The 25,905-nt window shown below is 58.1% G+C and carries 24 protein-coding genes and 1 tRNA gene; 16 read left to right on the forward strand and 9 right to left on the reverse strand.

What is annotated here, in order from left to right; translation table 11 throughout:
• The 8 genes from ACP7E0_RS31060 to ACP7E0_RS31095 all read left to right on the forward strand — a co-directional run.
• A partial coding sequence (locus ACP7E0_RS31060) for a transposase domain-containing protein (protein WP_426130868.1) occupies positions 1–111 on the forward strand: 111 nt, incomplete at its 5' end.
• Positions 112–188: 77 nt separating this feature from the next.
• Positions 189–1,295 carry an endonuclease/exonuclease/phosphatase family protein gene (locus ACP7E0_RS31065; protein ID WP_426130761.1) on the forward strand — a complete coding sequence of 369 codons (1,107 nt, stop codon included), beginning with the start codon at positions 189–191 and terminating at the stop codon, positions 1,293–1,295.
• An 8-nt stretch (positions 1,296–1,303) separates the two neighbouring features.
• A complete protein-coding gene (locus ACP7E0_RS31070) occupies positions 1,304–2,053 on the forward strand; it encodes an NUDIX hydrolase (RefSeq protein ID WP_426130762.1) in 750 nt (249 codons plus the stop codon).
• A gap of 71 nt (positions 2,054–2,124) precedes the next feature.
• On the forward strand, positions 2,125–3,042 hold the full coding sequence (locus ACP7E0_RS31075; RefSeq protein WP_426130764.1) for a PhzF family phenazine biosynthesis protein: 918 nt from the start codon (positions 2,125–2,127) through the stop codon (positions 3,040–3,042).
• Between the two features lie 149 nt (positions 3,043–3,191).
• A tRNA-Lys gene (locus ACP7E0_RS31080) sits at positions 3,192–3,267 on the forward strand.
• A 255-nt stretch (positions 3,268–3,522) separates the two neighbouring features.
• The gene (locus tag ACP7E0_RS31085; RefSeq protein ID WP_426130766.1) at positions 3,523–5,244 is read left to right on the forward strand and encodes an ABC transporter ATP-binding protein; all 1,722 of its coding nucleotides are present in this window, start codon (positions 3,523–3,525) and stop codon (positions 5,242–5,244) included.
• Positions 5,245–5,314: 70 nt separating this feature from the next.
• The gene (locus ACP7E0_RS31090; RefSeq protein ID WP_426130768.1) at positions 5,315–5,929 is read left to right on the forward strand and encodes a DUF1236 domain-containing protein; all 615 of its coding nucleotides are present in this window, start codon (positions 5,315–5,317) and stop codon (positions 5,927–5,929) included.
• Positions 5,930–5,994: 65 nt separating this feature from the next.
• The gene (locus ACP7E0_RS31095; RefSeq protein ID WP_426130770.1) at positions 5,995–6,159 is read left to right on the forward strand and encodes a hypothetical protein; all 165 of its coding nucleotides are present in this window, start codon (positions 5,995–5,997) and stop codon (positions 6,157–6,159) included.
• Positions 6,160–6,189: 30 nt separating this feature from the next.
• Here ACP7E0_RS31095 and ACP7E0_RS31100 read toward each other — a convergent pair whose 3' ends face one another.
• Complete coding sequence (locus ACP7E0_RS31100; RefSeq protein ID WP_426130772.1) at positions 6,190–6,420, reverse strand: hypothetical protein; 231 nt, start codon at positions 6,418–6,420, stop codon at positions 6,190–6,192.
• Positions 6,421–6,613: 193 nt separating this feature from the next.
• Here ACP7E0_RS31100 and ACP7E0_RS31105 point away from each other — a divergent pair, with 193 nt between their 5' ends.
• Complete coding sequence (locus ACP7E0_RS31105; protein WP_426130774.1) at positions 6,614–6,853, forward strand: DUF6894 family protein; 240 nt, start codon at positions 6,614–6,616, stop codon at positions 6,851–6,853.
• On the opposite strand, the gene ACP7E0_RS31110 is transcribed toward ACP7E0_RS31105, so the two are convergent.
• The 6 genes from ACP7E0_RS31110 to ACP7E0_RS31135 form a co-directional block, all read right to left on the reverse strand.
• Entirely contained in the window at positions 6,843–8,912 is a 2,070-nt protein-coding gene (locus ACP7E0_RS31110; RefSeq protein WP_426130775.1) for an acyltransferase family protein, read from the reverse strand. The two genes, ACP7E0_RS31105 and ACP7E0_RS31110, sit on opposite strands and share 11 nt — an antisense overlap.
• Positions 8,913–9,184: 272 nt before the next feature.
• Positions 9,185–10,222: a sulfate/molybdate ABC transporter ATP-binding protein gene (locus ACP7E0_RS31115; protein ID WP_426130777.1), complete on the reverse strand. Its 1,038-nt coding sequence runs from the start codon at positions 10,220–10,222 to the stop codon at positions 9,185–9,187.
• Between the two features lie 15 nt (positions 10,223–10,237).
• Positions 10,238–11,125, reverse strand: coding sequence for a sulfate ABC transporter permease subunit CysW (gene cysW / locus ACP7E0_RS31120; RefSeq protein WP_426130779.1), 888 nt, complete (start codon positions 11,123–11,125; stop codon positions 10,238–10,240).
• Complete coding sequence (gene cysT / locus ACP7E0_RS31125) at positions 11,115–11,972, reverse strand: sulfate ABC transporter permease subunit CysT (protein ID WP_426130781.1); 858 nt, start codon at positions 11,970–11,972, stop codon at positions 11,115–11,117. Before cysT ends, cysW begins: the two co-directional genes overlap by 11 nt.
• Positions 11,973–11,978: 6 nt before the next feature.
• The gene (locus tag ACP7E0_RS31130) at positions 11,979–13,004 is read right to left on the reverse strand and encodes a sulfate ABC transporter substrate-binding protein (protein WP_426130783.1); all 1,026 of its coding nucleotides are present in this window, start codon (positions 13,002–13,004) and stop codon (positions 11,979–11,981) included.
• A gap of 193 nt (positions 13,005–13,197) precedes the next feature.
• Complete coding sequence (locus tag ACP7E0_RS31135; RefSeq protein ID WP_426130785.1) at positions 13,198–13,485, reverse strand: membrane lipoprotein lipid attachment site-containing protein; 288 nt, start codon at positions 13,483–13,485, stop codon at positions 13,198–13,200.
• A gap of 329 nt (positions 13,486–13,814) precedes the next feature.
• Between ACP7E0_RS31135 and ACP7E0_RS31140 the strand changes: the two genes are divergently transcribed.
• The 7 genes from ACP7E0_RS31140 to ACP7E0_RS31170 all read left to right on the forward strand — a co-directional run bounded on the left by ACP7E0_RS31140 (position 13,815) and on the right by ACP7E0_RS31170 (position 23,507).
• Entirely contained in the window at positions 13,815–14,375 is a 561-nt protein-coding gene (locus tag ACP7E0_RS31140; RefSeq protein ID WP_426130786.1) for a DUF924 family protein, read from the forward strand.
• Positions 14,376–14,562: 187 nt separating this feature from the next.
• Positions 14,563–17,055: a mechanosensitive ion channel family protein gene (locus tag ACP7E0_RS31145; protein WP_426130869.1), complete on the forward strand. Its 2,493-nt coding sequence runs from the start codon at positions 14,563–14,565 to the stop codon at positions 17,053–17,055.
• Between the two features lie 219 nt (positions 17,056–17,274).
• Entirely contained in the window at positions 17,275–19,836 is a 2,562-nt protein-coding gene (locus tag ACP7E0_RS31150) for a GcvT family protein (protein ID WP_426130788.1), read from the forward strand.
• A 165-nt stretch (positions 19,837–20,001) separates the two neighbouring features.
• Positions 20,002–20,238: a DUF6429 family protein gene (locus ACP7E0_RS31155; RefSeq protein ID WP_426130790.1), complete on the forward strand. Its 237-nt coding sequence runs from the start codon at positions 20,002–20,004 to the stop codon at positions 20,236–20,238.
• Between the two features lie 320 nt (positions 20,239–20,558).
• A complete protein-coding gene (locus ACP7E0_RS31160; protein ID WP_426130792.1) occupies positions 20,559–20,822 on the forward strand; it encodes a hypothetical protein in 264 nt (87 codons plus the stop codon).
• A 273-nt stretch (positions 20,823–21,095) separates the two neighbouring features.
• Complete coding sequence (locus tag ACP7E0_RS31165) at positions 21,096–21,935, forward strand: response regulator (protein ID WP_113314251.1); 840 nt, start codon at positions 21,096–21,098, stop codon at positions 21,933–21,935.
• A gap of 327 nt (positions 21,936–22,262) precedes the next feature.
• Positions 22,263–23,507: a diguanylate cyclase gene (locus ACP7E0_RS31170; RefSeq protein WP_426130794.1), complete on the forward strand. Its 1,245-nt coding sequence runs from the start codon at positions 22,263–22,265 to the stop codon at positions 23,505–23,507.
• 99 nt (positions 23,508–23,606) lie between these two features.
• On the opposite strand, the gene ACP7E0_RS31175 is transcribed toward ACP7E0_RS31170, so the two are convergent.
• A complete protein-coding gene (locus tag ACP7E0_RS31175; RefSeq protein WP_426130796.1) occupies positions 23,607–24,611 on the reverse strand; it encodes a GlxA family transcriptional regulator in 1,005 nt (334 codons plus the stop codon).
• A gap of 433 nt (positions 24,612–25,044) precedes the next feature.
• A complete protein-coding gene (locus tag ACP7E0_RS31180; RefSeq protein WP_426130870.1) occupies positions 25,045–25,248 on the reverse strand; it encodes a hypothetical protein in 204 nt (67 codons plus the stop codon).
• Positions 25,249–25,905 lie beyond the last annotated feature (657 nt).

Below are 25,905 nucleotides of genomic sequence, written 5' to 3' on the forward strand. Positions count from 1 at the left end.
GATCCGCTCGACTGGCTCTCCCAGACATTGACCCGCATCGCTCAAGGCTGGCCAGTATCAGAGCTCGAGGCGCTTATGCCCTGGAACTTCAGGCCTGACGCCATCAGCTAACCGCTTACATTCGACTTTTGCTTCCGTTTAAAGAAGAAGCGCTCTAAAGTCGCGCCGATCGCATACGGAAACTGCTGATGACCCTTCGCCTTGCCACCTTCAATATCGAAAACCTGATGAGCCGGTTCGATTTCTCCGGCTTTCGCAACAACCTCAAGCAGGATCGTGTTCTCAGGCTCTTCGACGTCAAGAACGAGGCGGAATACCAGCGGCTGGAGGAAACCCGCACCATCGCCTATACCGACGACACAAGGCAGATGTCGGCGCTCGCCATTGCCGATTGCGACGCCGATATTCTTTGCCTGCAGGAAGCCGACAATATGGCGGCGCTGCAGGCATTCGAGTACGGCTACCTGTTCCGCATGGTCGGCAATGGCTACCGGCAGAAATACCTGATCGAGGGCAATGACAGCCGCGGCATCGACGTCGCCGTTCTGGTGCGTGAGGAGACCCGCGATGGCCAGAAGATCGAGTGCGTCGATGTCAAATCGCATGCTGGCGTCACCTATGCCGATTTCGATCTGTTCAACGATGCTTTAGCTTCAACCAACGTGCCCGGCGACCGCATTTTCAAGCGGGATTGCCTGGAACTCGATTTCCGCATCGGCGGGCGGCCGTTCACGCTGTTCGTCGTGCATTTCAAGTCGATGGGGCCGGCACGCGACGGGCTGGATGGGCGCACGTCGACGATGCCGGTGCGCGCCGCCGAGGTCGCCGCCGTTCGCCGCATCATCGAGAACCGTTTCGGAGCGGATAACCTAGATGGCAAGATGTTCGCCATCTGCGGCGACATGAACGATTATCAGGAACGGATCGATGTGCTGGGCGACCGCCGCAACGGCTATAGTTTCGTAGCCCGCCAGGAGGCGGAAAGCGCGCTGGATGTGCTCAGCCGCGACGGTTTCGTCGAAAACGTCATGCGCCGGCGCCCGGAACTCGACCGCTGGACCCTGTTTCACAGTCGGGGACCGGAGGAGCGGCACCTTTGCCAGCTCGATTATATCTGGCTGTCCAAGGCGCTTGCCGAGCGCAACCCGGCCAGCGTGCCGGAGATCATTCGCGGCGGCCAGCCTTACCGGACGATCTTTCCGAAGGGCCAGGAGGTCGAGCGCTATCCCAGAACCGGCTGGGACCGGCCGAAAGCCTCCGACCATTGCCCGGTCGTCATCTCCCTCAATGTGTGAGCCTTCCCATGCCCGATTCGCTGTCTGCCCTGACCAGCAACATCTCCGAATGGCCTGACGAAGATCTTGTTTTTCCTGTCAGTCGTATCGATGTCCACGTGGTTGATACGCCGCATCCGTACTACCTCTCCCACAAGGCAAAGATTGCCGCGAATTGGGAGGAGGAGGTTGCCGCCAATCCCGCCTTGTATGATGGCCGGATGCTTTTGGTTCGCGCGCTGCGGATACGGGACGGAGCAATTTCGGGGGAGTGCCATGCCGTTCCGTTTTCCGCTCTCCTGCTGTGGCGCAAGACCCGGCCGGCGGGCTCCGCTATTCATCTTTTCGGCCTGCCGGTGATCGTTTCCTCCGACGGCGCCGTGATCGCCATCCGCATGGGGCAGCACACGGCCAACCCGGGCCGTGTCTACTGCGCGGCGGGCTCGCTCGACCCGGAGGATATCCGCGACGGATATTGCGATCTCGACGGCAACATGGCGCGAGAGGTGCTGGAGGAGACCGGTTTATCGCTGCCTGATGCCATGAATGTGTCGGGATACTACGGCCTGCATGATCAGGGCATTATCACGGTTTTTCGTATCTACCAATTTGCGGCGACTGCTGCGGAATTGATCGAGCGGATCGCAGCCCATATCGCCGCCGATCCTGAGCCGGAAATCGATACAGCGCTGGCTATTCGCACTGCCGACCCTGGGCAATACCATTATCCGCCCTTCATGCCGCCGATCCTGGAATGGGTTTTCAACACCATGCGGTGACGCTTTTGCGCTTGCGGCCAGCTATCTGCCATGCAAGGTCTGATGACGGAAAACAGCAAAGGGAGATCCTCGTGGCGCGTCGCTATGCAATCTACGACGTTTTCACCGCCAACAGGCTGGAGGGAAATCCGCTCGCCGTTGTCTTTGATGGCGATGGCCTAAGCGATCTGGCGATGCAGGCGATTGCCGGCGAGTTCAACCTGTCGGAAACCGTGTTTTTGCAGCAACCGCAAAAAAACGGGCATGCGGCGAGGCTTCGGATTTTCACCCCCGGCTATGAATTGCCCTTCGCAGGTCATCCGACGGTGGGTGCTGCGATCGCGCTGGCCGAGGATGGGCGTTCCTCTGAAAGCGAAGACTATGACCTCGTGCAGATGCTTGAGGAAAATGTCGGCCCGGTGCGCTGCGCCGTGCGGGGCAGGTCCGGGGAGGCAACCTTCGCCGAATTCGACGTGCCGCGCAAATCAGTCCGCCTTGATGCCAAATTCGAGCGGCAGGCGATTGCCGACGCGTTCAGCTTGAAGGCAACGCAGATCGGCTTTGAGAACCATGTGCCGTCCTTCTGGAGCGCTGGTGTGCCCTTCGTGATGATCCCTGTTCACGACGTGAGTGCTGCCGGTGCCGTGGAGTTCGATGCGGCGCTCTGGGAGCAGATAACCCCGATCGCCGAAGGGCGGCTCGCCGCCGCCTATATCTACTGCCGCGGCGGCGTCAATCATGTTGCCCGCTTCCACACCCGCATGTTCGCTCCCGCCATGGGCATTGTCGAGGACCCGGCGACGGGTGCAGCGGTCGCGGCCTTTTCCGGCGCCATTCACTGTTTCGACCAGTTGATCGACGGGCATCATCCGTTCCTGATCGAGCAGGGCGTGGAGATGGGGCGCCCGTCGCTTCTGCACCTCCACATCGACGTCTCCGGCGGTGAAATCGGCACGGCCCGGATCGGCGGGCAGGCGGTGAAGATCGCGGCCGGTGAACTTTATCTTTGAAAAACAGCCGCTAAACAGCCCACACACATTTTTTTGAGAAATCCGAAAGAAAATCACCCGAGGAACTAGACAAGCCCGGCGAACCCCATTATACGCCGCATCACACCACAGCAATGTGGTTCTAGAGGCCGCAGCGAAGCGGTTCTGGCGGGTGATTAGCTCAGTTGGTAGAGCAGCTGACTCTTAATCAGCGGGTCGTAGGTTCGAACCCTACATCACCCACCATTCTTTCTTGTTGAGTCATAGCGTTGATCTGATTTGCCTTCGGGCAGGTCGGTTTTCTCTTTTGGCAAATTCTCCTCTCTGAATATTTAAATCCTGAGCGTAAATTTCACCTTTTCCGCGTTGCGGCTTGCTGTTCCGGTCGAAGCGATTAAAAGGGGCGGCATTGATCATGAGCGACTTCTGCTCGCGCGAAAATTGCGCCCATTTGATATGTGGCCAGCGACTTCGCGGTGACTGCCGACAAGGATCCAAAGCATGCGCGATCTTATCGCCCGTTTCTTTTCCTATTACCGGCCGCACCGGCGCCTTTTCCTTTTGGATTTCTCCTGCGCGGTGACGTCCGGGCTGCTGGAACTGGGTTTTCCCATCGCCGTCAAGCTGTTCATCGACGTGCTGTTGCCGACCGGGCAGTGGGGTTATGTTACGGCGGCTTCGGCGGGGCTGATGGTGATCTACCTGGTCAATGGCGGGCTGATGGCTATTGTCACCTATTGGGGGCATATGCTCGGGATCAACATCGAAACCGAGATGCGGCGCAAGGCCTTCGACCACCTGCAGAAACTCTCCTTCGGCTATTTCGACAACCAGAAGACCGGCCATCTCGTCGCCCGGCTGACCAAGGATCTGGAGGAGATCGGCGAGGTCGCCCATCACGGTCCGGAAGACGTATTCATTGCCATCATGACGCTGATCGGCGCTTTCCTGCTGATGTTCTCGGTCAACCCGAAGCTCGCGATGATCACAGCACTCGTGCTGCCACTGACGGCGTGGCTGACAACCCGCTACGGCGGGCGGATGACCCGCAACTGGCAGGCGCTCTACAATCGCGTCGGTGATTTCAACGCCCGCATCGAGGAAAATGTCGGCGGCATCCGCGTCGTGCAGGCTTTTGCCAATGAGGATCACGAGCGCGGACTGTTCGAGAAAGACAATCAGCGCTACCGCAAGACCAAGCTCGATGCCTACCGGATCATGGCCGTATCGACGACGCTGAGCTATCTCTCCATGCGTCTCGTCCAGATGGTCGTGCTGGTGGCCGGCAGCTATTTCGTGCTGAGCGGGGAGTTGACGGCTGGCGGCTTCGTCGGGTTTCTGCTTCTGGTCGGCGTGTTCTTCCGCCCGGTCGACAAGATCAATTCGGTTATCGAGACCTATCCCAAGGGTATTGCCGGTTTTCGCCGCTATATCGATTTTCTCGATACGCGCCCGGATATCGCCGATAGAGCGGATGCCCGCGACGTTTCCGGGCTGAAGGGCAATATCCGGTATAACAAGGCTAGCTTCGGCTACCGGGAATCGAAGGCGATCGTCAAAGACCTGAGCATCGACATCCGTGCCGGCGAGACGGTGGCTTTCGTCGGTCCTTCGGGCGCAGGCAAGACGACGATCTGCGCGCTGCTGCCGCGTTTCTATGAGGTGACCGGCGGTTCCATCACCATCGACGATATCGACATCCGAGACATGAGCCTGCGGTCGCTGCGCAACCATATCGGTATCGTCAGCCAGGATGTCTTCCTGTTTGCCGGCTCCTTGCGCGAAAATATCGCCTATGGACGCCTGGACGCCAGCGAAGCGGATATTGTCGAGGCAGCCCGCAAGGCGCGGCTTGAAAATGTGATCGCCGACCTGCCGCAGGGGCTCGACACGGTTGTCGGCGAGCGCGGCGTCAAACTGTCGGGCGGACAGAAACAGCGCTTAGCGATTGCCCGCATCTTCCTGAAGAACCCGCCGATCCTGATCCTCGACGAAGCGACATCGGCGCTCGACACCGAAACCGAACGGGCCATCCAGCAATCGCTGGCGGAACTATCGAAGGGACGAACGACGCTGGTCATCGCTCACCGGCTGGCGACGATCACCCAGGCCGACCGTATCCTCGTCGTCAACCAGGGGGCGATTGTCGAGGATGGCAGCCATTCCGAACTCCTGAGCAAGAAGGGCCTGTACAGCCGCCTCAGTCAGTTGCAGGCCGGGTAGGACGTGCGCTGCAAGGGAACCTTGCTGACGGTCGGGCGTTGTGTCTCCACACTTCAACAAGGAGAACAACATGCGGTGGATATCAAAGCCTTTGCTCGCGGGTGCGATGCTTCTGACGGGAACCGGCTTCGCTTCGGCCGGTATGATGGCAACAACGGCAACGGACCTGACAGTCTATTCCGGACCGGGAGCGGAATATCCCTCCGTCGGTATTGCGACGCGTGGCAGCTCTGCTGCCCTTGACGGGTGTCTTGAAGGCGAAAGCTGGTGCCGGATCGACGTCAACGGCCTGCGCGGCTGGGTTTACGCGAAGGAACTGACGGTTGATTACGATGGCGCGCCTGTCATCGTCCAGGAACGCCGCGCCGATCTCGGTATTCCGGTGGTCAGCTATGAAAAGACCGTGGTCGTGGATGGTCCCGCTTCGCCGGCACCCGACGATGAACTGGTCGGCACCGTTGATAGCAGCGGTGCGATCGTACCCCCGCCGGAAGTGCGCACCTATATTGATGGCACTCCGATGGATGCCGTTACCTACGACGGTGAAGTGGTCGTTGGAGCGACACTCCCCGGTGACATGGTAATAACCCGGGTGCCGAATTATCAATACAGCTATGTGCGCATCAACGACCGGCCGATGCTGGTCGATCCGCAGAGCCGACGGATTGTTTACGTCTACGAATAAGCCAAAAGCAAAGCGGGCCGCTACAAGCGCGGCCCGCTTTGCTATTTTCCCGCGCGGAGCTAATCATGACCTCTCGCTCGCTTATGGTCGGCGTCATCGCGCTCATAGTCGGTTCGATCCTGAGCATCCTCGCCGTTCAATATTTCTCGCCGGACGAAAGTTCAAAGAGCACTCTGCCACCGGACCCGCTGATGGTTACACCGGAAAACGCAGCTAAGGAAACCAAGTAGAAGCCCGCGCTTCTTTCGAGGCTTCATCCTTTATGCGCCGATTGCAAAATCCGGCCGCAGGGCTGCCTCGCACGCTCTGCTCAAAGCTGCAGGGTCGCGTTCTCCGCTCTGATAGAGACGGACAATGACGGCGGCGCAGATTTGCATGTCTGCGTCCGAGCCGGTTGTATGATGCGTTTCGCAAAACTGCTCGAAAACCTGCCGCAACGCGTTGATATCCTCGCTGCAGAGGGCATCGGCTTGCGGATTGAAATATGCCATTGTTGTTCCTCCTTTGAGGATGGACGCGCTGTCCGGGGCCGTGATCGCTGAGAGAACGGCCGTTATGGCTGCAGTTTAGCGCGATTTGAATTTTGCGCTATTCACTAAGACATGTGTTGCAGTGCCATGAAAAGTTTTCAGTCAGGCAACCTTTTGCGTTTTCATGCTTTTTCCCACAGAAGGAAAATTTGCCATGGCCGCGTTCTATTTCAAGGTAATCGACAATGACGGCACAATTCCGGCCGACGATGCTTTCGATTTTCCGGATCTGATGGCAGCTATTCGCCAGGCCAAGATCGTGCTGGCCGAAATGGCGCTCGATGGCTTGCCGGAGGATCCGGTCAAGGCACTGGAAATCGAGGTGCAGAATGCCGATCACAAGCCGGTCGTCAGGATGAAACTGGAGTTGCAGATCCAGTGGTCTACTGCGTAGCCGATGCCGCGCCAGCGTTTCTTGCCTCCCCAGTGTTTCTTGCCTCGATTGTCTTGACGGCTTTCAATATTGCCGGAACAACCAGCTGCGCGCCTGAATCGGACGGGTGATCGTCGTCGAAATAAAACACCTTTTCAGCCCTCAGGCTGTTGATGCAGCGATCCCTAAGGAAGCTGTTGCAGAAATAGTCGGCGGGGCGGACGCGGAAAAGGTTGGGATGCGAGATCGCATCGAAGGCGGCGATGACCGCACCGTTCCGTTGCTGGTAACGGTCATAGCGGGTGCTGAATTCGAGATTCCGAATACCTGCCATCGCGCTTTTCGCAACGATTTCCGGAACGTTCCATCCAGCCTCTGGGATCGGATAGACGAGCACGACATTGTGGCCGGAATCGAGATAGGCCCGGATGTCTTCCACATATTGCGTCAGCACCCGTGCCTTGCGCGCCGGATCATCCTGTTTGGCGTGCTCGTCAAGGCGGTCCAGCAGATCGGCATAGGTCGGCTGCAGCGGTTCGATACCACCCTCGCCATTGTCAAACGGCGTGCCGTCGACATAGAGGCTCCAGCGGCTCGCCATGATGATGGTCTGCATCCCGCTCGTGCGGATGTAATTCTCGATGCCGGTAAAAAACGGGTTGCAGCGCAGCTTGTATTTCGGGTTGGACACATAGAATCCGGAAAAGCCAACACAGGCCGAGTGCGCCATCACATAGAGATCGACATTGGCTGCATCGAAGCTGCGGAGCGCCTCCCCACCAAGTGCTCCGGCGTGCGAATCGCCGATTAGGATGGTCTTACTGCTGGCCGAATGTTTCGTCAGGCATTCCCGGACAGGATGGGGCAGGGAGGTTTCGCCCTTGTCGAACAGGCAGGTATCCATGACGGGATCGTGATGCTGCTGTTCGGCAAGAGCGGTCAATGCAGTCTGTGGCAAGCGGAACTGCAGGCCATTGCTTGACGTGCCATAAAAACCGATGCCGATGAAAAGCAATGCCGTTATCCCGCTGGCACTGAGAATGCGGGCGGGCGTCGGCAGGAGCCGCGCCGCGCCTGTCGTGCGGAACGGCGTCTCGATGAACCGCCAGGACAGATAGGCAAGGCCGACGGAGGCAAGCGCCAGGATGCTCATCAGCACCAGCGATGGTTCCGTGATGCTGCGGATGCGGGCGAAGGCAAAGACGGGCTGGTGCCAGAGATAGAGGCTGTAGCTGATCAAACCAATGCCGACCATAGGACGCGTCGACAGCAACCGCGCGGTCAGGGTGCCTTGTGACCCGAAGAGGATGATCAGCACGGCGCCCAGAACGGGGACGAGTGCATAGAGGGAGGGGAAGGGCGTCGTCTGATCGTAGTCGAAAATGGAGAAGACGATGATGGCCAGTCCGGCGAGCGACAGGATGTTGCTTTTATAGTGTTTACCGCCGGTCAGCAGGAAGGCGCAGAGCGAGCCTGCCAGCAGTTCCCAGGCGCGTGTGTTGGGCAGGTAGAAGTTCGCCGTTTCGAAGTTGACCGAGCCGTATTGGGCAAGCAGCAGGCTGGCCAGCGCCACGGCGGCAATCGATGAGATCAGTGCCCGCCGTCCGAACCGCCAGATCAGCATCACGAAAAGCGGAAACAGCATGTAATACTGTTCCTCGACGGCGAGGCTCCAGGTGTGCAGCAGCGGCTGCTCTTCCGATGCGGCTGCGAAATAGCCGCCGCTTTCATGCCAGAAGAGGAAGTTGGAGCCGAACAGGCAGACGGCGATGATGCTGCGGGCAAAGCTTGCCATCTGCTCCGGCAGCATCCAGGCCCAGGCAAACGGCAGGCAGCACGCCAGCACGAAGAAGAGCACAGGCAGAATGCGGCGGGCCCGGCGCTCGTAGAATTTGAGCAGCGAAAAATTGCCCTTGTCGCGTTCCGCAATGATGATCGACGTGATCAGATATCCGCTGATGACGAAGAAAATGTCGACGCCGACGAAGCCGCCGCTGAACTGCTGGAAGCCGGCATGAAACAGCACCACAGGAATCACGGCGACGGATCTGAGACCGTCGATTTCGCGGCGATAGTTCATGGCTGGCCTCAGGAGATTTCAGATGGCTGGACTGCTCCGCAGGATGCGACGGCTTATCGGCGTGGATCAAGCCTGTCTTTTGAAAATCCAAGAAAAACCAAGAACATATGTTGCCGACGGATGCTTTTAGGCAGCACCGTGGTTCCTGCAATGTGAGAACCTTGCGCGAGCGAAAAAATGCCTGCGGAATGTACCGGAGAGCTTGTCGAAAGTTGTCGTTGCCCAGCTCCGGCGGGGCTTTGCTGATGCAAGTCCCGCCGGATTTGTTTTCTTTAATCGCGGAACAGCTTCCAGCGAGTCGGCCGGAAAGCAATGCGCGAATGGTCGGAGGTGACTTTTTCCGGCGGCAGTTCGATCTCGACCCTGCTGTTGGCGCCGCCGATGTCGAGTTCGACATGGCGCGTTCCGGCAACGCGGCGGGTCACGGTGACGAGGCCCGCGATGCAGCCGCCGTTACCATCGAGCAGTTCGATATCGTGCGGGCGGAAATAGAGCTGGGCCGGGCCGTCATGCTCGCCTTGCGCGCTGATCCCGATCGAGTGGTCCCCGATCCAGAGCTGGCCGTTTTCGACGCGAACCGGAAGGATGTTCGACTGGCCGATAAAGCCGAAGACGAAGGGGGAATTCGGCGTGTCGTAGATTTCGTCGGGGGTGCCGATCTGCTCGATCTGCCCCTTGCTCATGACGACGACACGGTCGGCGAGCTCCAGCGCCTCGTCCTGGTCATGGGTGACGAAGACTGTCGTATGGCCGGTGCGATCATGGATTTCACGCAGCCAGCGGCGCAGTTCCTTGCGCACCTGGGCGTCGAGTGCGCCGAACGGCTCGTCGAGCAAAAGCACGTTCGGTTCCACAGCCATGGCGCGGGCGAGCGCCACACGCTGGCGCTGGCCGCCGGAAAGCTGGGCCGGATAGCGTTTTTCGAGACCGCTGAGCTGGACGAGGTCGAGCAGCTCAAGCGCACGCTTGCGAATGTCGCCCTTGGAGGGCCGGCGCCCGGCTGGACGGATCGTCAGGCCGAAGGAGACATTGTCGAGCACCGTCATGTGGCGGAACAGGGCGTAATGCTGGAACACGAAGCCGATATTGCGCTGCTGGACGGTTTTGCGCGAGGCATCCTCGTTGCCGAAATAGACGGTGCCCTCGGTAGGGCTTTCAAGGCCTGCGATCAGCCGCAGCAACGTCGTCTTGCCGGAACCGGACGGGCCGAGCAGGGCGATCAGCTCGCCCGAACGGATATCGAGCGAGACGTCGTTCAGCGCCGGAAAGCGGCCGAATTCCTTGCGTATGTTTTGAACGCGAACTTCCATGTAAACTTTGACCTTTCAGTGCCGGCGGCTGGCAGCGATCTGTTCGCTGTACTTCATTTCAAGCAGCGACTTCAGAACGAGGGTGACGAGAGCCAGCAGGGCGAGAAGCGTTGCGACGGCGAAGGCGGCAACGAAGTTGTATTCATTGTAAAGGATTTCCACCTGCAGCGGCATGGTGTTGGTCAGTCCACGGATATGCCCGGAGACAACGGAGACCGCACCGAACTCTCCCATGGCACGGGCATTGCAGAGCAGAACGCCATAGAGCAGGCCCCATTTGATGTTGGGCAATGTGACATACCAGAAGGTCTGCCAACCGCTTGCTCCCAGTGACAGGGCTGCTTCCTCGTCGCTGGTGCCCTGTTCCTGCATCAAGGGGATCAGTTCGCGGGCAACGAAGGGGAAAGTGACGAAGATGGTCGCCAGTACGATGCCGGGTACAGCGAACAGGATCTGGACGCCGTGGTGCTGCAGCCAGGGTCCGAGCAGGCTGTGGGAGCCGAACAGGAGAATGAACACCAGACCAGATATAACTGGGGATACCGAGAAGGGCAGGTCGATCAGGGTGGTGAGGAAGGCCTTGCCCTTGAACTCGAACTTGGCGATCGCCCATGCGGCGGCGATACCGAACACCAGATTGAGCGGCACGGCGATCACGGCGACGAGCAACGTCAACTCGATCGCTGCAAAGGTCTCAGGGTCCGACAGTACGGTAAGGAACTCACCAGGACCGTTGCGGAAGGCTTCCGTGAACACTGCTGCCAGCGGCAGGACGAGAAATAGCCCGACGAAACAGAGGGCGAGACCGATCAGGGTATAGCGGGCCAGCCGGTGTTCGGATGTCGCGACGCGGACCAGTTCGGTGTTTCCGGTGCCGGCGGTTGTTGCGCCATCATGCGCCATAGCCGTACCTCCTTCTGCTCCAGGCCTGTATCGTGTTTATGATGAGCAGCATGACGAAGGATATCATCAGCATGATCGCAGCGATTGCCGTTGCGGCCGGATAGTTGAATTCTTCCAGGCGAATGACGATCAGCAGCGGGGCGATTTCCGAGATGTAAGGAAGGTTGCCGGCAATGAAGATGACCGAGCCATATTCCCCGACGCCTCGGGCAAAGGCCAGCGCAAAACCGGTGAGGACTGCTGGAGCGAGACCCGGCAGCAACACGCGGCTGATGGTCTGGAACCTATTGGCACCCAGCGTCGCGGCGGCCTCTTCCACCTCCTTGTCGATTTCTTCCATGATCGGCTGCACAGTCCTGACGACGAAGGGCAGGCCGACGAAGACCAGAGCAAAGACGATGCCGATCGGCGTGAAGGCGATCTTGATGCCGAGCGGCGCCAAAAGGCTGCCGATCCAACCGTTTGGCGCATAAAGCGTCGTCAGCGCGATACCGGCAACGGCGGTCGGAAGCGCGAAGGGCAGATCGACCATGGCGTCGATGATGCGCTTGCCCGGAAACCGGTAACGCACCAGCACCCAGGCGAGGATGACGCCGAAGACGACATTGATCAGGGCCGCGACGAAGGCAGTTCCGAAACTGATACGCAGGGCGTTGACCGTGCGCTGATCAGTCGCGAGTGCCCAGAACGTGGTCCAGCCCAATGCGCTCGAGCGCCAGGCAAGGCCGGACAGAGGGATGAGAATGATGAGTATGAGCCATGACAAAGTAACGCCGAGCGCCAATCCGAATCCCGGAATGACGCTCGGCTGTCTGAATTGCCACAGCGAAGCTGTGCGTGCGGTCATATAGTCTTACTGTCCCGGCTTGTAGATCTGGTCAAACAGCCCACCGTCCCCAAAATATTTTGGCTGAGCTTCCTTCCATCCGCCGAATTCGTCAATAGTGACGAGCTTCACATCGGCAAATCGTTTGATGTCATTCGGATCGGCGACTTCAGGCTTGAAGGGGCGATAAAAGTGTTTGGCTGCGATCTTCTGGCCGACATCCGAGTAAAGGTACTGCAGATAGGCTTCCGCCACCTTGCGTGTGCCCTTGGCATCGACATTGCCATCAACCTGTGCCACGGGCGGTTCTGCCTTGATCGAAATCGTCGGGGTGACGATATCGAACTTGTCGGGACCGAGTTCTTCAAGCGACAGATAGGCCTCGTTTTCCCAGGCAATCAGGACGTCGCCGAGACCCCGCTGCACGAATGTCGTGGTTGAGCCGCGTGCGCCGGTGTCGAGCACCGGAACATGCTTGAAGAGATCAGTGACAAATTCCTGAGCCTTGGTGTCGTCTCCGCCATTGGCTGCTCGTGCCCAGGCCCAGGCTGCCAGGAAGTTCCAGCGCGCGCCACCCGAGGTTTTCGGGTTTGGCGTGATCACCTGGATATCGTCCTTGACCAGATCGCCCCAGTCCTTGATGCCCTTAGGGTTGCCCTTGCGCACCAGGAAAACGATCGTCGAGGTGTAGGGAGCGCTGTTGTTTTCGAACTTCGTCTTCCAATCCGCCGGAATCTTGCCGGTCTCCTTGGCGATCGCGTCGATATCGGCTTCAAGCGCCAGCGTCACGACGTCGGCTTCCAACCCATCAATGACCGAGCGCGCCTGTTTGCCGGACCCACCATGTGACGTCTGAATCGTCACTGTCTCGCCCGTATCCGTCTTCCACTTTTCAGCGAAGGCCGCATTGAAATCCTTGTAGAGTTCGCGCGTCGGATCGTAGGAGACATTGAGAATCGTCGTGTCGGCGAAAGCAACGCCCAGCCCGCCGATCTGGATGCTGGAGGCGAGAAGTGCCACCGTAAAAAATTTCGTGAGTTGTTTCGCTCGCATGTCTACCTCCGTTGTTAGCAGGCATACTCTATTCATTAGGTGGGATATTATAACGCAGAACTTTCCCTTTGCGCGTGCAGCCGGAGAAAGTCCTGCTCTTGGCACGGCACAATATCGAAATCATTTGCCTCGGATCGGCCATGACGATCCGTTCTCAGGAATAAGTTACCACGCCATTGCCGATCGCGGAACGTCAATCGTAGGGGAAACCGATAAAGCCACGGCGGCGCGCAACCAGCTTGAGCGACCGGTCGGGCATGACCATGTAGGTCTCCTCGATCCGCTCGCCATAGGGGCCGTAGAAATTGTTGTGCAGGGTGCTGCCGACCGGCGCTTTCCGAAGCTTGGTTCGGGGCTGGCCGCCATAGGTGATGCTGCCGGGGATGGGCTCGGGCCCTCGATAGGATCCACCATAGGACTGTGTCTCGACACAGGAGGTTAGAAACAGGGCGGCAAGGGCCGCAACGATCATTTTTTTCATTGTCGAACTCCCAACCGGGATCACCGGATCCCTTCCATCTTTGACATAACGTGTCTGCGATGATTTTCCAGCTTGTCGGTTCAAGCTGTCGATCTCGCCGCTGATGGGTACTCCCAGACCTATTCGGGCGCAGGTCCGGCGCCGGTGAGTGTCACAGAATTGGCATCGATGAACATCGGTGGTTGACAGAGAGAGGTCATGGCAAATGCGCGGGAAGCTGATACTCGCCGTGGTAACGCCGAAATTGCATGTGAAACAGGCCGCCGGCACAATGGACCGGGCGATAATGCCGCGCCACGCTGGTGGGTGATTGAAGAGGAATGAGAAATATGGCGGACACTGTCGCTATATGTACACCGGACGATATTTTGTCGTTCTGGTTCGACGAGTTGCAGCCGCAGGACTGGTTCAAGCCGCATCCGGGGCTCGACAGCCAATGCGAACAGCGTTTCCGGTTGACGCATCTGGAATTGGCGCGCGGGGTTCCACCGGAATGGCGTGCCACGCCCTTACGCCGGCTTGCCACCATCGTTCTGTTCGACCAGATGCCGCGCAATATGTATCGAGGTACGCCGCTTGCCTTCGCGACCGACGGTCTCGCCTTGCGGGAGGCGGCTTTTGCGCTCGAAGCGGGGGCGGATAGCGGCCTATCAGTCGATCAGCGCGTCTTTCTTTACTTGCCGTTCGAACATTCTGAAAATCTTGTCGATCAGACCCGGTCGGTGGCACTTTTCACGGATCTGGGTGATGCCAATTATCTGGATTATGCCATCCGGCACCGCGAGGTCATTCGCCAGTTTGGCCGATTCCCGCATCGCAATGCGATTTTGGGACGGGTTTCCACGCCGGCGGAGGTCGCGTTTCTCTCTCAACCCGGATCAAGTTTTTGACCTATCCAGACGACAACGGAGTGCGGGAAGCCGGAAATCCGATTTTGCATCTGGCTGCGGCCCGGCCTATGGAACGCCAAACTGTCCGCGCCGCGTCGCGATTCTGTTCTAGGGTGCGGCCTGCCGGGAAAAGGATATGTGATTGCCGATGATGTCGAAACTCTTTGCCGCCTTTCTGTGTTTGTGGATGTTTGCTGCCACTGTGCCGGTCATGGCGCAGCAGCCGGCGGTTAATTCCGCTCAACAGCCGGCAGCGGAGGTGGCAAGCCCGCAGGCGCAGGCCGCCCAACAGCTGGAGGCCGCCCGCAAGAACCTCGAACGGCTTGGCGATCTGGCAACGCAGGCCAAGGATGACGACAGCCGTCTGGCCGAGTTGAAGGTAGAGGTCGACGCCGCAGCCAAGCAAATCATCGGCATTTCGGTCGCGACACGGCCGCGTCTGGACGAAATCAAGGCGCGTCTTACGGAACTTGGCGATCCGCCGGCGGAAGGCGCGCCCCCCGAAGCCGATGTCGTCACCCAGGAGCGCAAGCGTCTTTTGGCTGAGCGCGGTGAAATCAACGCCCTGACTGGAACTGCCGAAGACCTCTCGATCAAGGCAACCAAGCTCTCCAACGGCATCACGGCGACGCGGCGGGCGCTGTTCAGCAACACGCTGCTCAAGCATACCGATATCAACGGTTCGATGGTGATGGACGCTATCGCCGCGATAAGCCTGGAACGACAGGCCTTTACGCGCACGGTCGGGAGTTGGCTGACATTCGCCTGGAACTTCAAGCGTCTGCAACTTCTCTCGGCGTTGTTTCTGTCTCTTTGCGCTGCGCTCGTCCTGCTTGCGGTAACACGCAGGGTGTTTTTCCCACTCATTGATCGCGAAGCCGTCAGCGAGGAACCGGGCTATATCACCCGCCTTTCGGTGGCATTCTGGTTGACGATGATCCCGACCCTGGCGATGGGCGTCTTTGCCTCCACCAGCTATTTTTTCCTGCAGGTCTTTAAAGTGCTCAGGCCGGATATTGCACCGATCATATCGGTCACTCTGGCAATCTGCGTCGCATTGATGTTCGTCTCGACGCTTTCAAACGCCGTTCTGGCGCCCAAGCAAAATGCCTGGCGACTGGTGCGGGTTTCCGATCGCGGCGCTCGCCTGCTCGTGTTGTCGATCTTCGCCATGACGGTCGTCAACGGGCTTGATTATCTGGCCGGCACGATCAGTGAAGTGATGGGCTCGCCTGTTGTCTTCACTGTGGTCAAAAGCCTGATTGCGTCGATCATCATCGGCCTGATCCTGATGGCGATGTCACTGATCAAGCCGATCGTTCCGGCGGGTGAAACGCTGGACGCTCAGGGCAGACCGTGGCCGCGGGCGATCAAGCTACTATTCGTCCTGACCGGTGCTGCGCTGATCATCGCGACGCTGGCAGGTTATGTCGGGCTTGCCCGTTTCATCGCCACGCAGATTGTCATGACCGGCGCCATCCTGGTGACGATGTATATCGGCATTCTCACCGGCAAGGCGGTCGCCAAGCAGAACGCGCTCGCCGATACGGTGGTCGGGCGTTATCTCGAAAAGCGCTTCGGGCTGGGGCAGGTGGCCCTGGACCAGGCGGGACTTGCCGCCGGTCTCGGCATCTACGTGCTGGTGGTCCTGTTCTTCATTCCGCTGATCCTGCTGCAGTGGGGCTTTCAGATCGCCGATATCGAGGCTTGGGCCTACCGTATCTTCACCGAAATCAAGATCGGCAGCATCACGATCTCCATCGTCGGCATTTTCGCCGGCATTCTGATGTTTGCCGCTGGCTACGTCATCACACGCTGGTTCCAGCGCTGGCTGGACGGCAATGTCATGGCGCGTAGCCGCGTTGACACGGGTGTGCGTAACTCCATCAAAACCGGGGTCGGCTATCTCGGCATCGGTCTTGCTGGGCTGATTGGCGTTTCCGCGGCGGGTTTTGATCTGTCGAACCTTGCTCTCGTTGCCGGTGCCCTGTCTCTCGGTGTCGGTTTCGGTTTACAGAACATCGTCTCCAACTTTGTCTCAGGCCTTATCCTTCTGGTCGAGCGGCCTTTCAAGGTTGGGGACTGGGTTGTGACTGGCACGACCGAAGGCTTCGTCAAGCGCATCTCCGTTCGCGCAACCGAGATCGAGACCTTCCAGCGCCAGACGATCATGGTGCCGAACTCGCTGTTCATCAACGCGTCCGTCGGCAACTGGACCCACAAGAACAAGCTGGGCCGTTCCGATATTCCGGTGACGGTCAGCTATAACAGCGCGCCGCGCCAGGTGATGGATACGCTTCTGCAGATTGCCGCAGCTCATCCGCTGGTTCTGAAAAACCCGGAACCTCAGGCGGTGTTTAGCGCTTTCGGCGACGCGACCATGACATTCGAATTGCGTGTCTACCTGGCCGATATCGTCAACGGCAATGGTGTGCGCAATGATCTGAGGCTGGCGATCTACGAACGGTTCAAGGATGAGGGGCTCGGTGCGCCTTTTCCGAAAGAAGAGCTGGAGCCGGAACCGCTGCCGCCTGGCCCGGAATCCGATGCTGTGGCGCAACAGGGTGGCGCCGCGGGTCCGGCGGAAACGGCACAGCCTGCCGAGGAAGCTTTCAAGCGCAGTGGAACGCAACGGCGGCCAAGGCGCGTCACCGTCGATGCGGTAGGCGAGAAGGATTGATGGTCTCGATTGGTCAAACGGTGAGTGTCCACGGATCGGGCCGGTGTTCACCTGCGTGCTTCCGTGCAAACAGGCTCCATCGTGCAACCGTTGCTCCATCCAATTTGCGGACTGCGCGGCTCTGGTCGTGCAGCATGATGATTATGTCGTAGACAGGCTCTACTGTCGCCGGCGCAAACTCTAAAATCCGGTTTCAATATTCAATCAGGGTCGCACGCAATGGCAGAGTTTCCGCAAAAGGCGAAGGTAGTCATCATCGGGTTGGGGGGCATCGTCGGTGCATCGATTGCCCATCACCTGATAGAGCGGGGATGGGACGATATCGTCGGCATCGACAAGTCGGGCATTCCGACCGACATCGGTTCGACCGCGCATGCGTCCGACTTCTGTTACACGACCAGCCACGACTATCTCTCGGTCTGGACCACCCAGTACTCGATCGATTTCTACGAGAAGATGGGTCATTACGCCCGCATCGGCGGTCTCGAAGTCGCGCGTACCGGCGATCACACCTGGATGGAAGAGATCAAGCGCAAGCTTTCCTCCGCCAAGGCGTTTGGCACCCGCGCACATTACGTTTCGCCGGCTGAAATCAAGCAAATGTTTCCGCTGATCGAGGAAGATCAGGTGATGGGCGGCCTGTTTGATCCAGATGCCGGCCTTGTCGTGCCGCGTTCGCAGACGGTTGCGGGAAAGCTGGTCGATGCCGCCGAAAAGTCCGGCAAGCTGCAGGTCTACGGCAACACGCCGGCCAAGTCGCTGATCGTTGAAGGTGGACGCATCAAGGGCGTCGTCACCCATCGCGGTACGATCCTGGCCGATCACGTCATCGTCTGTGCCGGCATCTGGGGTCGCCTGATTGCTGAAATGGTCGGCGAGGATCTGCCGGTCATGCCAGTCGACCACCCGCTCACCTTTTTCGGTCCGTACAACGAGTTCGAAGGCACCGGTAAGGAAATCGGCTTTCCGCTGCTGCGCGACCAGGGCAACTCCGCTTATATGCGCGACACCGGCGACCCGAAGACCACAGAGGGCGGCCAGATCGAGTGGGGGTACTACGAGACCACCAATCCGCGCCTTTGCCACCCGCGCGACATCCTGGAAAAGCATGAGGCGCGCCTGTCGCCGTCGCAGCGCGACCTCGACATGGAGCAGATCCTCGAGCCGCTCGAACGCGCCATGGAATTGACGCCGATTTTGGGCGAGCTCGGCTATAATGAAAGCCACTCGTTTAACGGCCTGCTGCAAGTCTCCGCCGGTGGCGGCGCCTCGTGCGGCGAGAGCCAGAAGGTGCGGGGCCTCTGGTACTGCGTCGCCATCTGGGTCAAGGATGGCCCCGGCTACGGCAAGTTGATTGCCGACTGGATGACTGATGGGCGCACCGAGATCGACCATAACAGCATCGATTATGCGCGCTTCTACCCGCACCAGCTGGAAGAAAAGTTCATCGAGGGCCGCACCTACGAGGCTGCGCAGAAAATCTATTTCCCGGCCGTACACAACCGCGAGCCTTACGGCACCGGGCGCAACATTAAACGTTCACCGTTCTACGAGCGCGAAAAGGAACTCGGCGGCTATTTCATGGAACTCGGCGGCTGGGAGCGTGCGCACGGCTATGCCGCCAACGAGCACCTCTTGGAAAAATATGGCGACAAGGTTCCGGTGCGCGAGAACGAGTGGGACAACCGCCACTTCTGGCGCGTCTCCAACGCCGAGCACCTGGCGATGACCGATGATTGTGGCATCGTCAACCTCTCGCATTTTCACATGGTGGATATCGAGGGACCGGATCATGTCGAGCTTCTCGAATGGCTGTGCGCTGCCAAGATCGGCGGCGACGGCAACATCGGCAAGGGCATCTACACCCACTTCCTCGATGACGAGGGCATGGTGCGCGCCGACTTCACCGTCATCCGCATGGCCGACCGCTGCCGTCTGATCAATGGCGCCGATGCCGGCCCGCGCGACTTCCATTACATGCGCCGCGTTGCCGAAGACCGTGGCCTCGACGTCACCATCACCGATGTGACCGAAAAATTCATCACCATCGGTATCTGGGGGCCGAATGCCCGCGATACGCTGAAGAAGGTCGTCGCTGATCCGTCGGGCCTTGATGCGGAAAACTTCGCCTTCGCCGCGATCAAGCAGATCGAGATCGGCGGCAGGCCGGTTACCGCCTTCCGCATCTCCTATGTCGGCGAGCAGGGCTGGGAACTGCACATGAAATACGAGGACGGCCTTGCCGTCTGGGATGCGCTGCGGGCAACCGGCGTCATGGCCTTCGGCGTGGAGACCTATGCCAACTCGCGCCGCATGGAAAAGAGCCTGCGCCTGCAGAATGCGGACCTTCTCACCCAGTACAACCTCATCGAGGCCGACCTTGCCCGCCCGAAGGTCAAGGAAGCCGATTTCCGCGGGAAGGAGAAACATCTGGAGTACAAGGCGCGTGCGCATCAGCCCGCTATGCTCTGCACGCTCCTGATGACGGAAAATACCGACAAGACCGGGGTGAAGCGCTATCCGCTCGGCAACCTGCCGGTCATGGACCCGGAAACCGGTGCGGTGCTGATCGACGACCTCGGCCGCCGTTCCTACACGACCTCCATCGCGTTTGGCCCGACCATCGGCAAGAACATCGCACTCGCCTATCTTCCTCATGGCTATTGCCAGGTGGGCCGCAAGCTGAACATCGAGTATTTTGCCGAGACCTACCCGGTCGAGGTGGTCGGGATCGGCTACAAGCCGCTCTATGATCCGGAAAACCTCAAGCCGAAGAGCTGATCTTCACTCGGCTGCCTGAAAACGATCCGGCCCATCCACTCAATCGAGCGGGTACGCCTTTTTTCCTTTCGCCAAAAGCTTTCAATTTGCCGGTTGGGGGTGTTCGATCTATCCTTCCGGCGAAGGCCGCAGATTTTCAGTTATCCCCCGGGGTGAGGTCGCTGAATGGATATCGACGAGGACAAGATCGACGAAGTGGTTCTGGCGCTGTTGAGGCTGACGCTTCACGACGAGCGCTACGCCTGGAAAAGCTTTGACTGGGAAACGACGGGCCGTCTTCACAAGAAGGGCTTCATCAGCGATCCGGTCGGTAAGTCGAAATCCCTGACCTTGACGAATGAGGGCCTCCAGAGGTCGGAGGAACTGTTCCAGCAGTTCTTTACGCGGCCGTCCAAGAACTGAGGCTCTCTGCGGCTTCCGTTCCATGGCATCATCGGCCAGATATGTGCCGCGTTCTTCGTCATGCGCATGCTGCCGGCGTCACCGGTACAGTCTGTCCAGTGTGGGGCAAGATCGCTCCCCTGCGCCGAGCGGCCTTCGCAGATGAACGCCGGTTATGCGGGCTATTCAGCCTCTATTCAGCCGCCCCGCAATATTTATCATGCAATTTCACTTGTGTGCGTTAGTCTAATGCGGGGTGAAAAGGCGTCTTGTCTTTTCCGGGTTTATTATCCGGGCAGCGGGAGGCTCAAAAAGGGGCGGCGCTATCGCGCTGATGGGCAATGAAAACATTCGTAAGTGCATGTGTTCTGACTGTCATGACGTCCCTTCCGGCATGGTCCGCGACGGTGACCAACAAGGATGCCGACGCTGCGGTGCTGGTCGTCGTTGAAGGCGAAAGCCGCATGGAAGTCGCCATCAGCGCAGGCGGCACAGAATCGATCTGCCCGAGCGGCTGTTTCATCACGACGCCGAGCGGTGACCGTATCGGTCTGCAGGGCGATGAGACCATCGAGATCGTCAATGGATCGGCCGTTGTGAAATAGCACCGGGCTCGCTCATCTTGTTTCGATGCCGTTTCGATGCCGTTTCGATGCCGTTTCGATGCCGCGTTGATGTCTGGGTGGCGGCGATGTCGATCTAATGAAACTACGGCGCGCCATGGGGCCCATCGTTATTGCCAATGACGTTGAAAACCGGCGGTCTTGCGTGCTTTTCATTTGCCGGAATACCGCCGCTTATTTCAGCAAGCAGTTAACGTCTGCGAAAACCTTTCTGCGTAGCTTGGCCTCGGGGACAACTTTTCAAATAGGCGATCAATGTCATTTTTCGGCGTGTCCGGAATGTATTATTCCGGTGAATCCTTGCAGCAGCATCGTATTGTGCTTGCCGAAGATTCCAATCTCTTCTCCGCCATGGTCTCCAAGAGGCTGAAGGAGCTTTTTGACATCGACGTGATCGTCTGCCGTGACTATGACGATCTGCAGTTTTCCGTCGAGAACGCCTCATTTCCGGCAACACTCGCCATTTCCAACATCAATCTGCCCGGCGCGGAAAACGGCGAAGCTCTGTCCTATCTCATCGACATGAGTGTGCCGACGATCGTTTTTACCGGGACCTTTCAGGAAAACACCCGTGAAACGATCCTTGCCAAGGATATCGTCGACTATGTTATCAAGGATAGCGTTTTCGCGGTCGATATGCTGGCCGAGTCCGTTTGCCGGTTCCTCACCAATCACCAGCACCATGTCCTGATCGTCGATGATAGCCCGACTGCGCGTGCGCTTTTGACGACGCAGTTGAAGCGCTACAATTTCCGCACCAGTTCGGCTGAGAGCGGCGCTGCTGCGCTTGAATTGCTGAAGAAGCATCCGGATATCGGCCTGGTGATCACCGACTACAACATGCCCGATATCGACGGCTTCGAACTGACCCGCCGTATCCGTAGCACCTATGGCCCGCATCAGTTGCGTATTATCGGAGTGTCTTCCTCGGCCAACCGGTTGTTGTCGGCACGGTTTTTGAAGGCTGGCGGCAACGATTTCATGTTGCGCCCCTTCGTCAATGAAGAGTTTTACTGCCGCGTGAACCAGAACCTGGATACGTTGACAAAAATCCAGACGTTGGGTGCAAAAATTGCAAAGAAAGCTTCCGTATAGAATTGTGTTTCTAAATTAGAAATTTGGGCTGCCGGAAATGTGACATTTGTGTGTTTCCGGTGCCATTCTTGATTATTCAGCCTGATGATTTAACCAAATCGCAAGCGCATGCCAGTTGAATGCAATGAAGGGACTAGGGGCGTGCTCTGCTTCTATCAGGGCAACTATCCGCATAACGATAATTTATGAGAGCCAGCGTTCGTTAACAGGAACGCCCTGGGCTCACCATGGGATTGATGGCACGTGAGCTTTCGCAAGGCGCTGGCGCGGGGAAACCATATCCAGAAACATTCGGGGAAACGAATGCTTCTGGTCGAGGATTCCCGTATGTTTGCTACGGTTCTCAAGCATGGTCTGGAGACTGCGCATGGCGTCGAAGTCACGCATTGCGGCTCCTTGGCCGCGCTCCGGCAGGCTGTGGAAACCGCGGATGCTGATTTTTCCGTCGCAGTGCTCGATCTCAATCTGCCGGACGCGCCGAATTGCGAAGCGCTTGAATATGTGATTTCGCAGAACATCGCCGCAATCGTCTTCACGGGGTCGTTCAACAACAGTACGCGTGAAGATATCCTCTGCCGCAAGGTGGTCGATTGCGTCATCAAGAGCCAGCCTGATTCCATCAGCCATGTGATTTCCGTCGTCGATCGGGCGCTGACCAATGTCAGGACGAATGTACTGCTGGTGGATTCCGATCCGGCGTCGCGGGCGGAGCTTCTGGGGCATCTACGGCAACAGCAGTTTTGCGTAACGCCGGCGAGCGGCGGCATCGAAGCGTTGCATCTGCTCGATACCAGCGATTGTTTCGATCTGGTCGTAACCGACTTTTGCCTATCCGACATGACCGCCTATAGGCTGCTTGCCGAAGTCCGCCAGCGATATGGCGAGGATACGCTAAGCGTCATCGCCTTGGCTGCTATCAGCGATCGTCAGCAAGCGGCGCGGTTCCTTCAAAGCGGCGGTACCGAATTCATCCAGAAGCCATTCCTGGTGGACGAGTTCAACAGCCGGGTGTTTCAGGTTGCCAGCATCCAAAAGCGCATCCAGACTCTGCATGGGATCGCCGCACGCGACTATCTGACCGATATCTACAACCGCCGCTATTTTTTCCAGCATGGGCCCCGGCTTGTCGAGCAGTGCCTGCGCCGGGGTGAGACGACCTCGATTGCCATCCTCGACATCGACCATTTCAAGCGGCTGAACGATACGTACGGACACGAGGTTGGCGACCTCGTGCTAAAAGCCGTTGCCAAGCGCCTGCGTGCGCTTGTCGGAGAGGATCATCTGCTCGCCCGCCTTGGTGGCGAAGAGTTTGGGGTGCTTTTCAACGGGCTTGATGTCGCAGCCGCCAGCGATTTCTGCGAAACCCTGCGGCTTGATCTAGCGCAGGCAAAAGTGGTTGCCGATGACGAGGAATTGTCGGTCACGGTATCCATCGGTCTTGCGACGATCGAGGGGCTCGAATCCTTCGACAACTATCTGAATGCAGCCGATCAGTTTCTCTATATGGCGAAATATGACGGCCGCAACCGGATCGTCTCGGAACTGACCCTGCTCAAATCCATGGCATCATAGGAAAGACGGCGCGGGCGGAATGCGGCGCCGTCCCATATCATCCAACGAGCAATTGATACCAAGGATCGATGGGTTCCTATCACAGACCCTTGGTAGGTGTCACCGCGCAGCCTGCAGCGTCAGCTTGCGTTCGGCGCGCTCCTGCTGGGGCGAGCGATTGTAGAGTTCGCGGTAACACTTCGAAAAGTGCGACGCCGAGACGAAACCGCATGCGACTGCCACTTCGACCACCGGCATGGCCGATTGAACCAGCAGATGCCGGGCACGGTCGAGGCGGATCTCCAGATAGTAGCGGGCAGGGGAGCGGCCCATTTCCTGGCGAAACAGGCGTTCGATCTGGCGGCGCGACAAGCCGGCACTGTCGGCAATCTCCAGAAGCGACAATGGTTCTGAGAGATTGCCTTCCATCAGTTCGATGATCGACAGGACCTTGGCATTCTGGACACCGAGGCGCGCGCGCAACGGCAGCCGCTGGCGGTCATGCGGGCCGCGCACGCGGTCGGTCAGGGCCTGTTCGCAGACGCGGTTGACAAGGTTCTCGCCGAAGTCCTGGTCGATCAGGTTCAGCATCATGTCGAGCGAGGCGGTGCCGCCGGCACAGGTGTAGATGTTGCTGTCGATTTCATAGAGATCGGCATAGACATCGACCTGAGGGAAGGTTTCTGCGAAGCCCGGCAGGTTTTCCCAGTGAATGGCGCAGCGCTTGCCCGTCAAAAGGCCGGCAGACGCCAGCACATGGGCGCCCGTACAGAGGCTCCCGACCGAGACACCGCGATTATAGACTTCACGCAGCCAAGCATTGACGGACTTGTTGTTGAAGTCTTCGACATAGATGCCGGAACAGACCAGCACCATCGAGGGGCGGTTTTCGCCGCCGAGAAATTTCCGCTCGTCGGCCAGCGAGGTATTGACCTCAAGGCCGATGCCGCTGGACGAGAGCACCTGCGTGCCGTCCGTCGAGGAGAGGCGCCACGTATAGGCCTCGTAGCCCAGCATACGGTTGGCAATGCGCAGCGTTTCGATCGCCGCAGAAAACGGCAGCATCGAGAAGTTGGGCACGAGGAAGAAGACGAGAGATCGCTTTTTGGTCAGTGGCTTGTTCATCGTAGGTCCCATGCGCCGCAGATGTCGCATTTGTCACGTGGAAAAGCGCTATCGAGCTTTCCTGAACGCGACATTGACATGGACGCCAGCGACTGGGAAGAAATAAATGCTTGTGCTTTTGCGCAGCGTGCCGCCGAAAGCGGCAAAATGGTCGGAAAACTGCCAAAAGCTTCGTTATCAACGACGGAAATGTCGCATTCTCGTCTTGCGTCTGCGAGTTGCAACCGGTTTTTACGACCCGTTTCCGGATGTGTTAGCGACAGTTTGCGACCTACGGCAGGGGCAGTGGCAGGTGTCGGAAATAGGCCATGCAAGCTGTGAGGCCCGAGACAAGCAAAAAGGGCATTCCGCCGTCATGGCCGAAATGCCCTTTGCTAGATACGATCGACGGTTTTTCGACACGGCTGACCGTCACAGGCCGTTGCTGCCTGCATCATCGTTTCGATGCAGCTCCAGTGGTTCTGTCGGCGGATGGGAAGCCGATATCCTTCAACGTATCGTAGGAGAGGCCTTCCAGGGCCCGCTCGGCACGACGACGCTTCCACGAGGCGACAGCACGCGCACTCAGACCGAAAACGGTTGACGCAAAGGACGAATGCCTTGGCTTTGAGCTATGTTCTAAACTGAAGAATGCCATTGTTCTGGTTCCTTTTGACTGGGAGGCATCAAAAGGTCGCGACCATGAGATAGTAATGCCGTACGGCCATTCATCATTCAAGCGAATATAATTGATCTCTTGCATCAATAATCATGATGTATCTCGGGCGCGGAATGCCTTTGCGGAGTGACTTCGCATCTGTTGAACCCACTTTAAAGCGAAGCAAAAGCTGGCCTAGAGCGAAGCAGATTCACCCATATCGAAACAGATTCACGCATACAGAAACTCTCGTGAGATAGGGTGGTTTGAATAAAACTGCAAATAAACATAAGGTTACCAGCTCAGTCCAAAACGCGATGTAGGGTCGAGGCGATGCATAGAATGAAAACAAGAAATTGAAAATATCCGGTACTTTAACCGCGCTTCGTTTTTAGCTGAGCTGCGGTAATATCCGGCACCGAGAGCAATCCACTTCATCAGCGCGCTTAGTATGCGCTTAATTAGAATTTTTTCTCGTGACAAATTTTCGTTTCTTTGGAGTTAACTAATTGATTTATAGGCAAAAACGATTCTCGTTTTTGCCGGCGATTACGACGTTCTTTACGAAAAATAATGTTCCATGAGGTGTCAGACGGGCGATGCCGATAAGGCTTAGCTACGTTCACCAACACGGATTGTAGTCCGTCGTGCCGACCT

The sequence above is a fragment of the Pararhizobium sp. PWRC1-1 genome, from assembly GCF_049897905.1.
Classification (GTDB): domain Bacteria; phylum Pseudomonadota; class Alphaproteobacteria; order Rhizobiales; family Rhizobiaceae; genus Pararhizobium.

What these genes read in the sequence shown, in the direction of transcription:
- ACP7E0_RS31095 (WP_426130770.1), top strand. Translation starts at nt 5,995, where the DNA reads ATGACCTCTCGCTCGCTTATGGTCGGCGTCATCGCGCTCATAGTCGGT.
- ACP7E0_RS31085 (WP_426130766.1), top strand. Translation starts at nt 3,523, where the DNA reads ATGCGCGATCTTATCGCCCGTTTCTTTTCCTATTACCGGCCGCACCGG.
- cysW (WP_426130779.1), bottom strand. Translation starts at nt 11,125, where the DNA reads ATGGCGCATGATGGCGCAACAACCGCCGGCACCGGAAACACCGAACTG.
- ACP7E0_RS31135 (WP_426130785.1), bottom strand. Translation starts at nt 13,485, where the DNA reads ATGAAAAAAATGATCGTTGCGGCCCTTGCCGCCCTGTTTCTAACCTCC.
- ACP7E0_RS31100 (WP_426130772.1), bottom strand. Translation starts at nt 6,420, where the DNA reads ATGGCATATTTCAATCCGCAAGCCGATGCCCTCTGCAGCGAGGATATC.
- ACP7E0_RS31170 (WP_426130794.1), top strand. Translation starts at nt 22,263, where the DNA reads ATGTTTGCTACGGTTCTCAAGCATGGTCTGGAGACTGCGCATGGCGTC.
- ACP7E0_RS31180 (WP_426130870.1), bottom strand. Translation starts at nt 25,248, where the DNA reads ATGGCATTCTTCAGTTTAGAACATAGCTCAAAGCCAAGGCATTCGTCC.
- ACP7E0_RS31065 (WP_426130761.1), top strand. Translation starts at nt 189, where the DNA reads ATGACCCTTCGCCTTGCCACCTTCAATATCGAAAACCTGATGAGCCGG.
- ACP7E0_RS31130 (WP_426130783.1), bottom strand. Translation starts at nt 13,004, where the DNA reads ATGCGAGCGAAACAACTCACGAAATTTTTTACGGTGGCACTTCTCGCC.
- ACP7E0_RS31070 (WP_426130762.1), top strand. Translation starts at nt 1,304, where the DNA reads ATGCCCGATTCGCTGTCTGCCCTGACCAGCAACATCTCCGAATGGCCT.
- ACP7E0_RS31160 (WP_426130792.1), top strand. Translation starts at nt 20,559, where the DNA reads ATGAAAACATTCGTAAGTGCATGTGTTCTGACTGTCATGACGTCCCTT.
- ACP7E0_RS31145 (WP_426130869.1), top strand. Translation starts at nt 14,563, where the DNA reads ATGTTTGCTGCCACTGTGCCGGTCATGGCGCAGCAGCCGGCGGTTAAT.
- ACP7E0_RS31165 (WP_113314251.1), top strand. Translation starts at nt 21,096, where the DNA reads ATGTCATTTTTCGGCGTGTCCGGAATGTATTATTCCGGTGAATCCTTG.
- ACP7E0_RS31155 (WP_426130790.1), top strand. Translation starts at nt 20,002, where the DNA reads ATGGATATCGACGAGGACAAGATCGACGAAGTGGTTCTGGCGCTGTTG.
- ACP7E0_RS31110 (WP_426130775.1), bottom strand. Translation starts at nt 8,912, where the DNA reads ATGAACTATCGCCGCGAAATCGACGGTCTCAGATCCGTCGCCGTGATT.
- ACP7E0_RS31105 (WP_426130774.1), top strand. Translation starts at nt 6,614, where the DNA reads ATGGCCGCGTTCTATTTCAAGGTAATCGACAATGACGGCACAATTCCG.
- ACP7E0_RS31115 (WP_426130777.1), bottom strand. Translation starts at nt 10,222, where the DNA reads ATGGAAGTTCGCGTTCAAAACATACGCAAGGAATTCGGCCGCTTTCCG.
- ACP7E0_RS31175 (WP_426130796.1), bottom strand. Translation starts at nt 24,611, where the DNA reads ATGAACAAGCCACTGACCAAAAAGCGATCTCTCGTCTTCTTCCTCGTG.
- cysT (WP_426130781.1), bottom strand. Translation starts at nt 11,972, where the DNA reads ATGACCGCACGCACAGCTTCGCTGTGGCAATTCAGACAGCCGAGCGTC.
- ACP7E0_RS31090 (WP_426130768.1), top strand. Translation starts at nt 5,315, where the DNA reads ATGCGGTGGATATCAAAGCCTTTGCTCGCGGGTGCGATGCTTCTGACG.
- ACP7E0_RS31140 (WP_426130786.1), top strand. Translation starts at nt 13,815, where the DNA reads ATGGCGGACACTGTCGCTATATGTACACCGGACGATATTTTGTCGTTC.
- ACP7E0_RS31150 (WP_426130788.1), top strand. Translation starts at nt 17,275, where the DNA reads ATGGCAGAGTTTCCGCAAAAGGCGAAGGTAGTCATCATCGGGTTGGGG.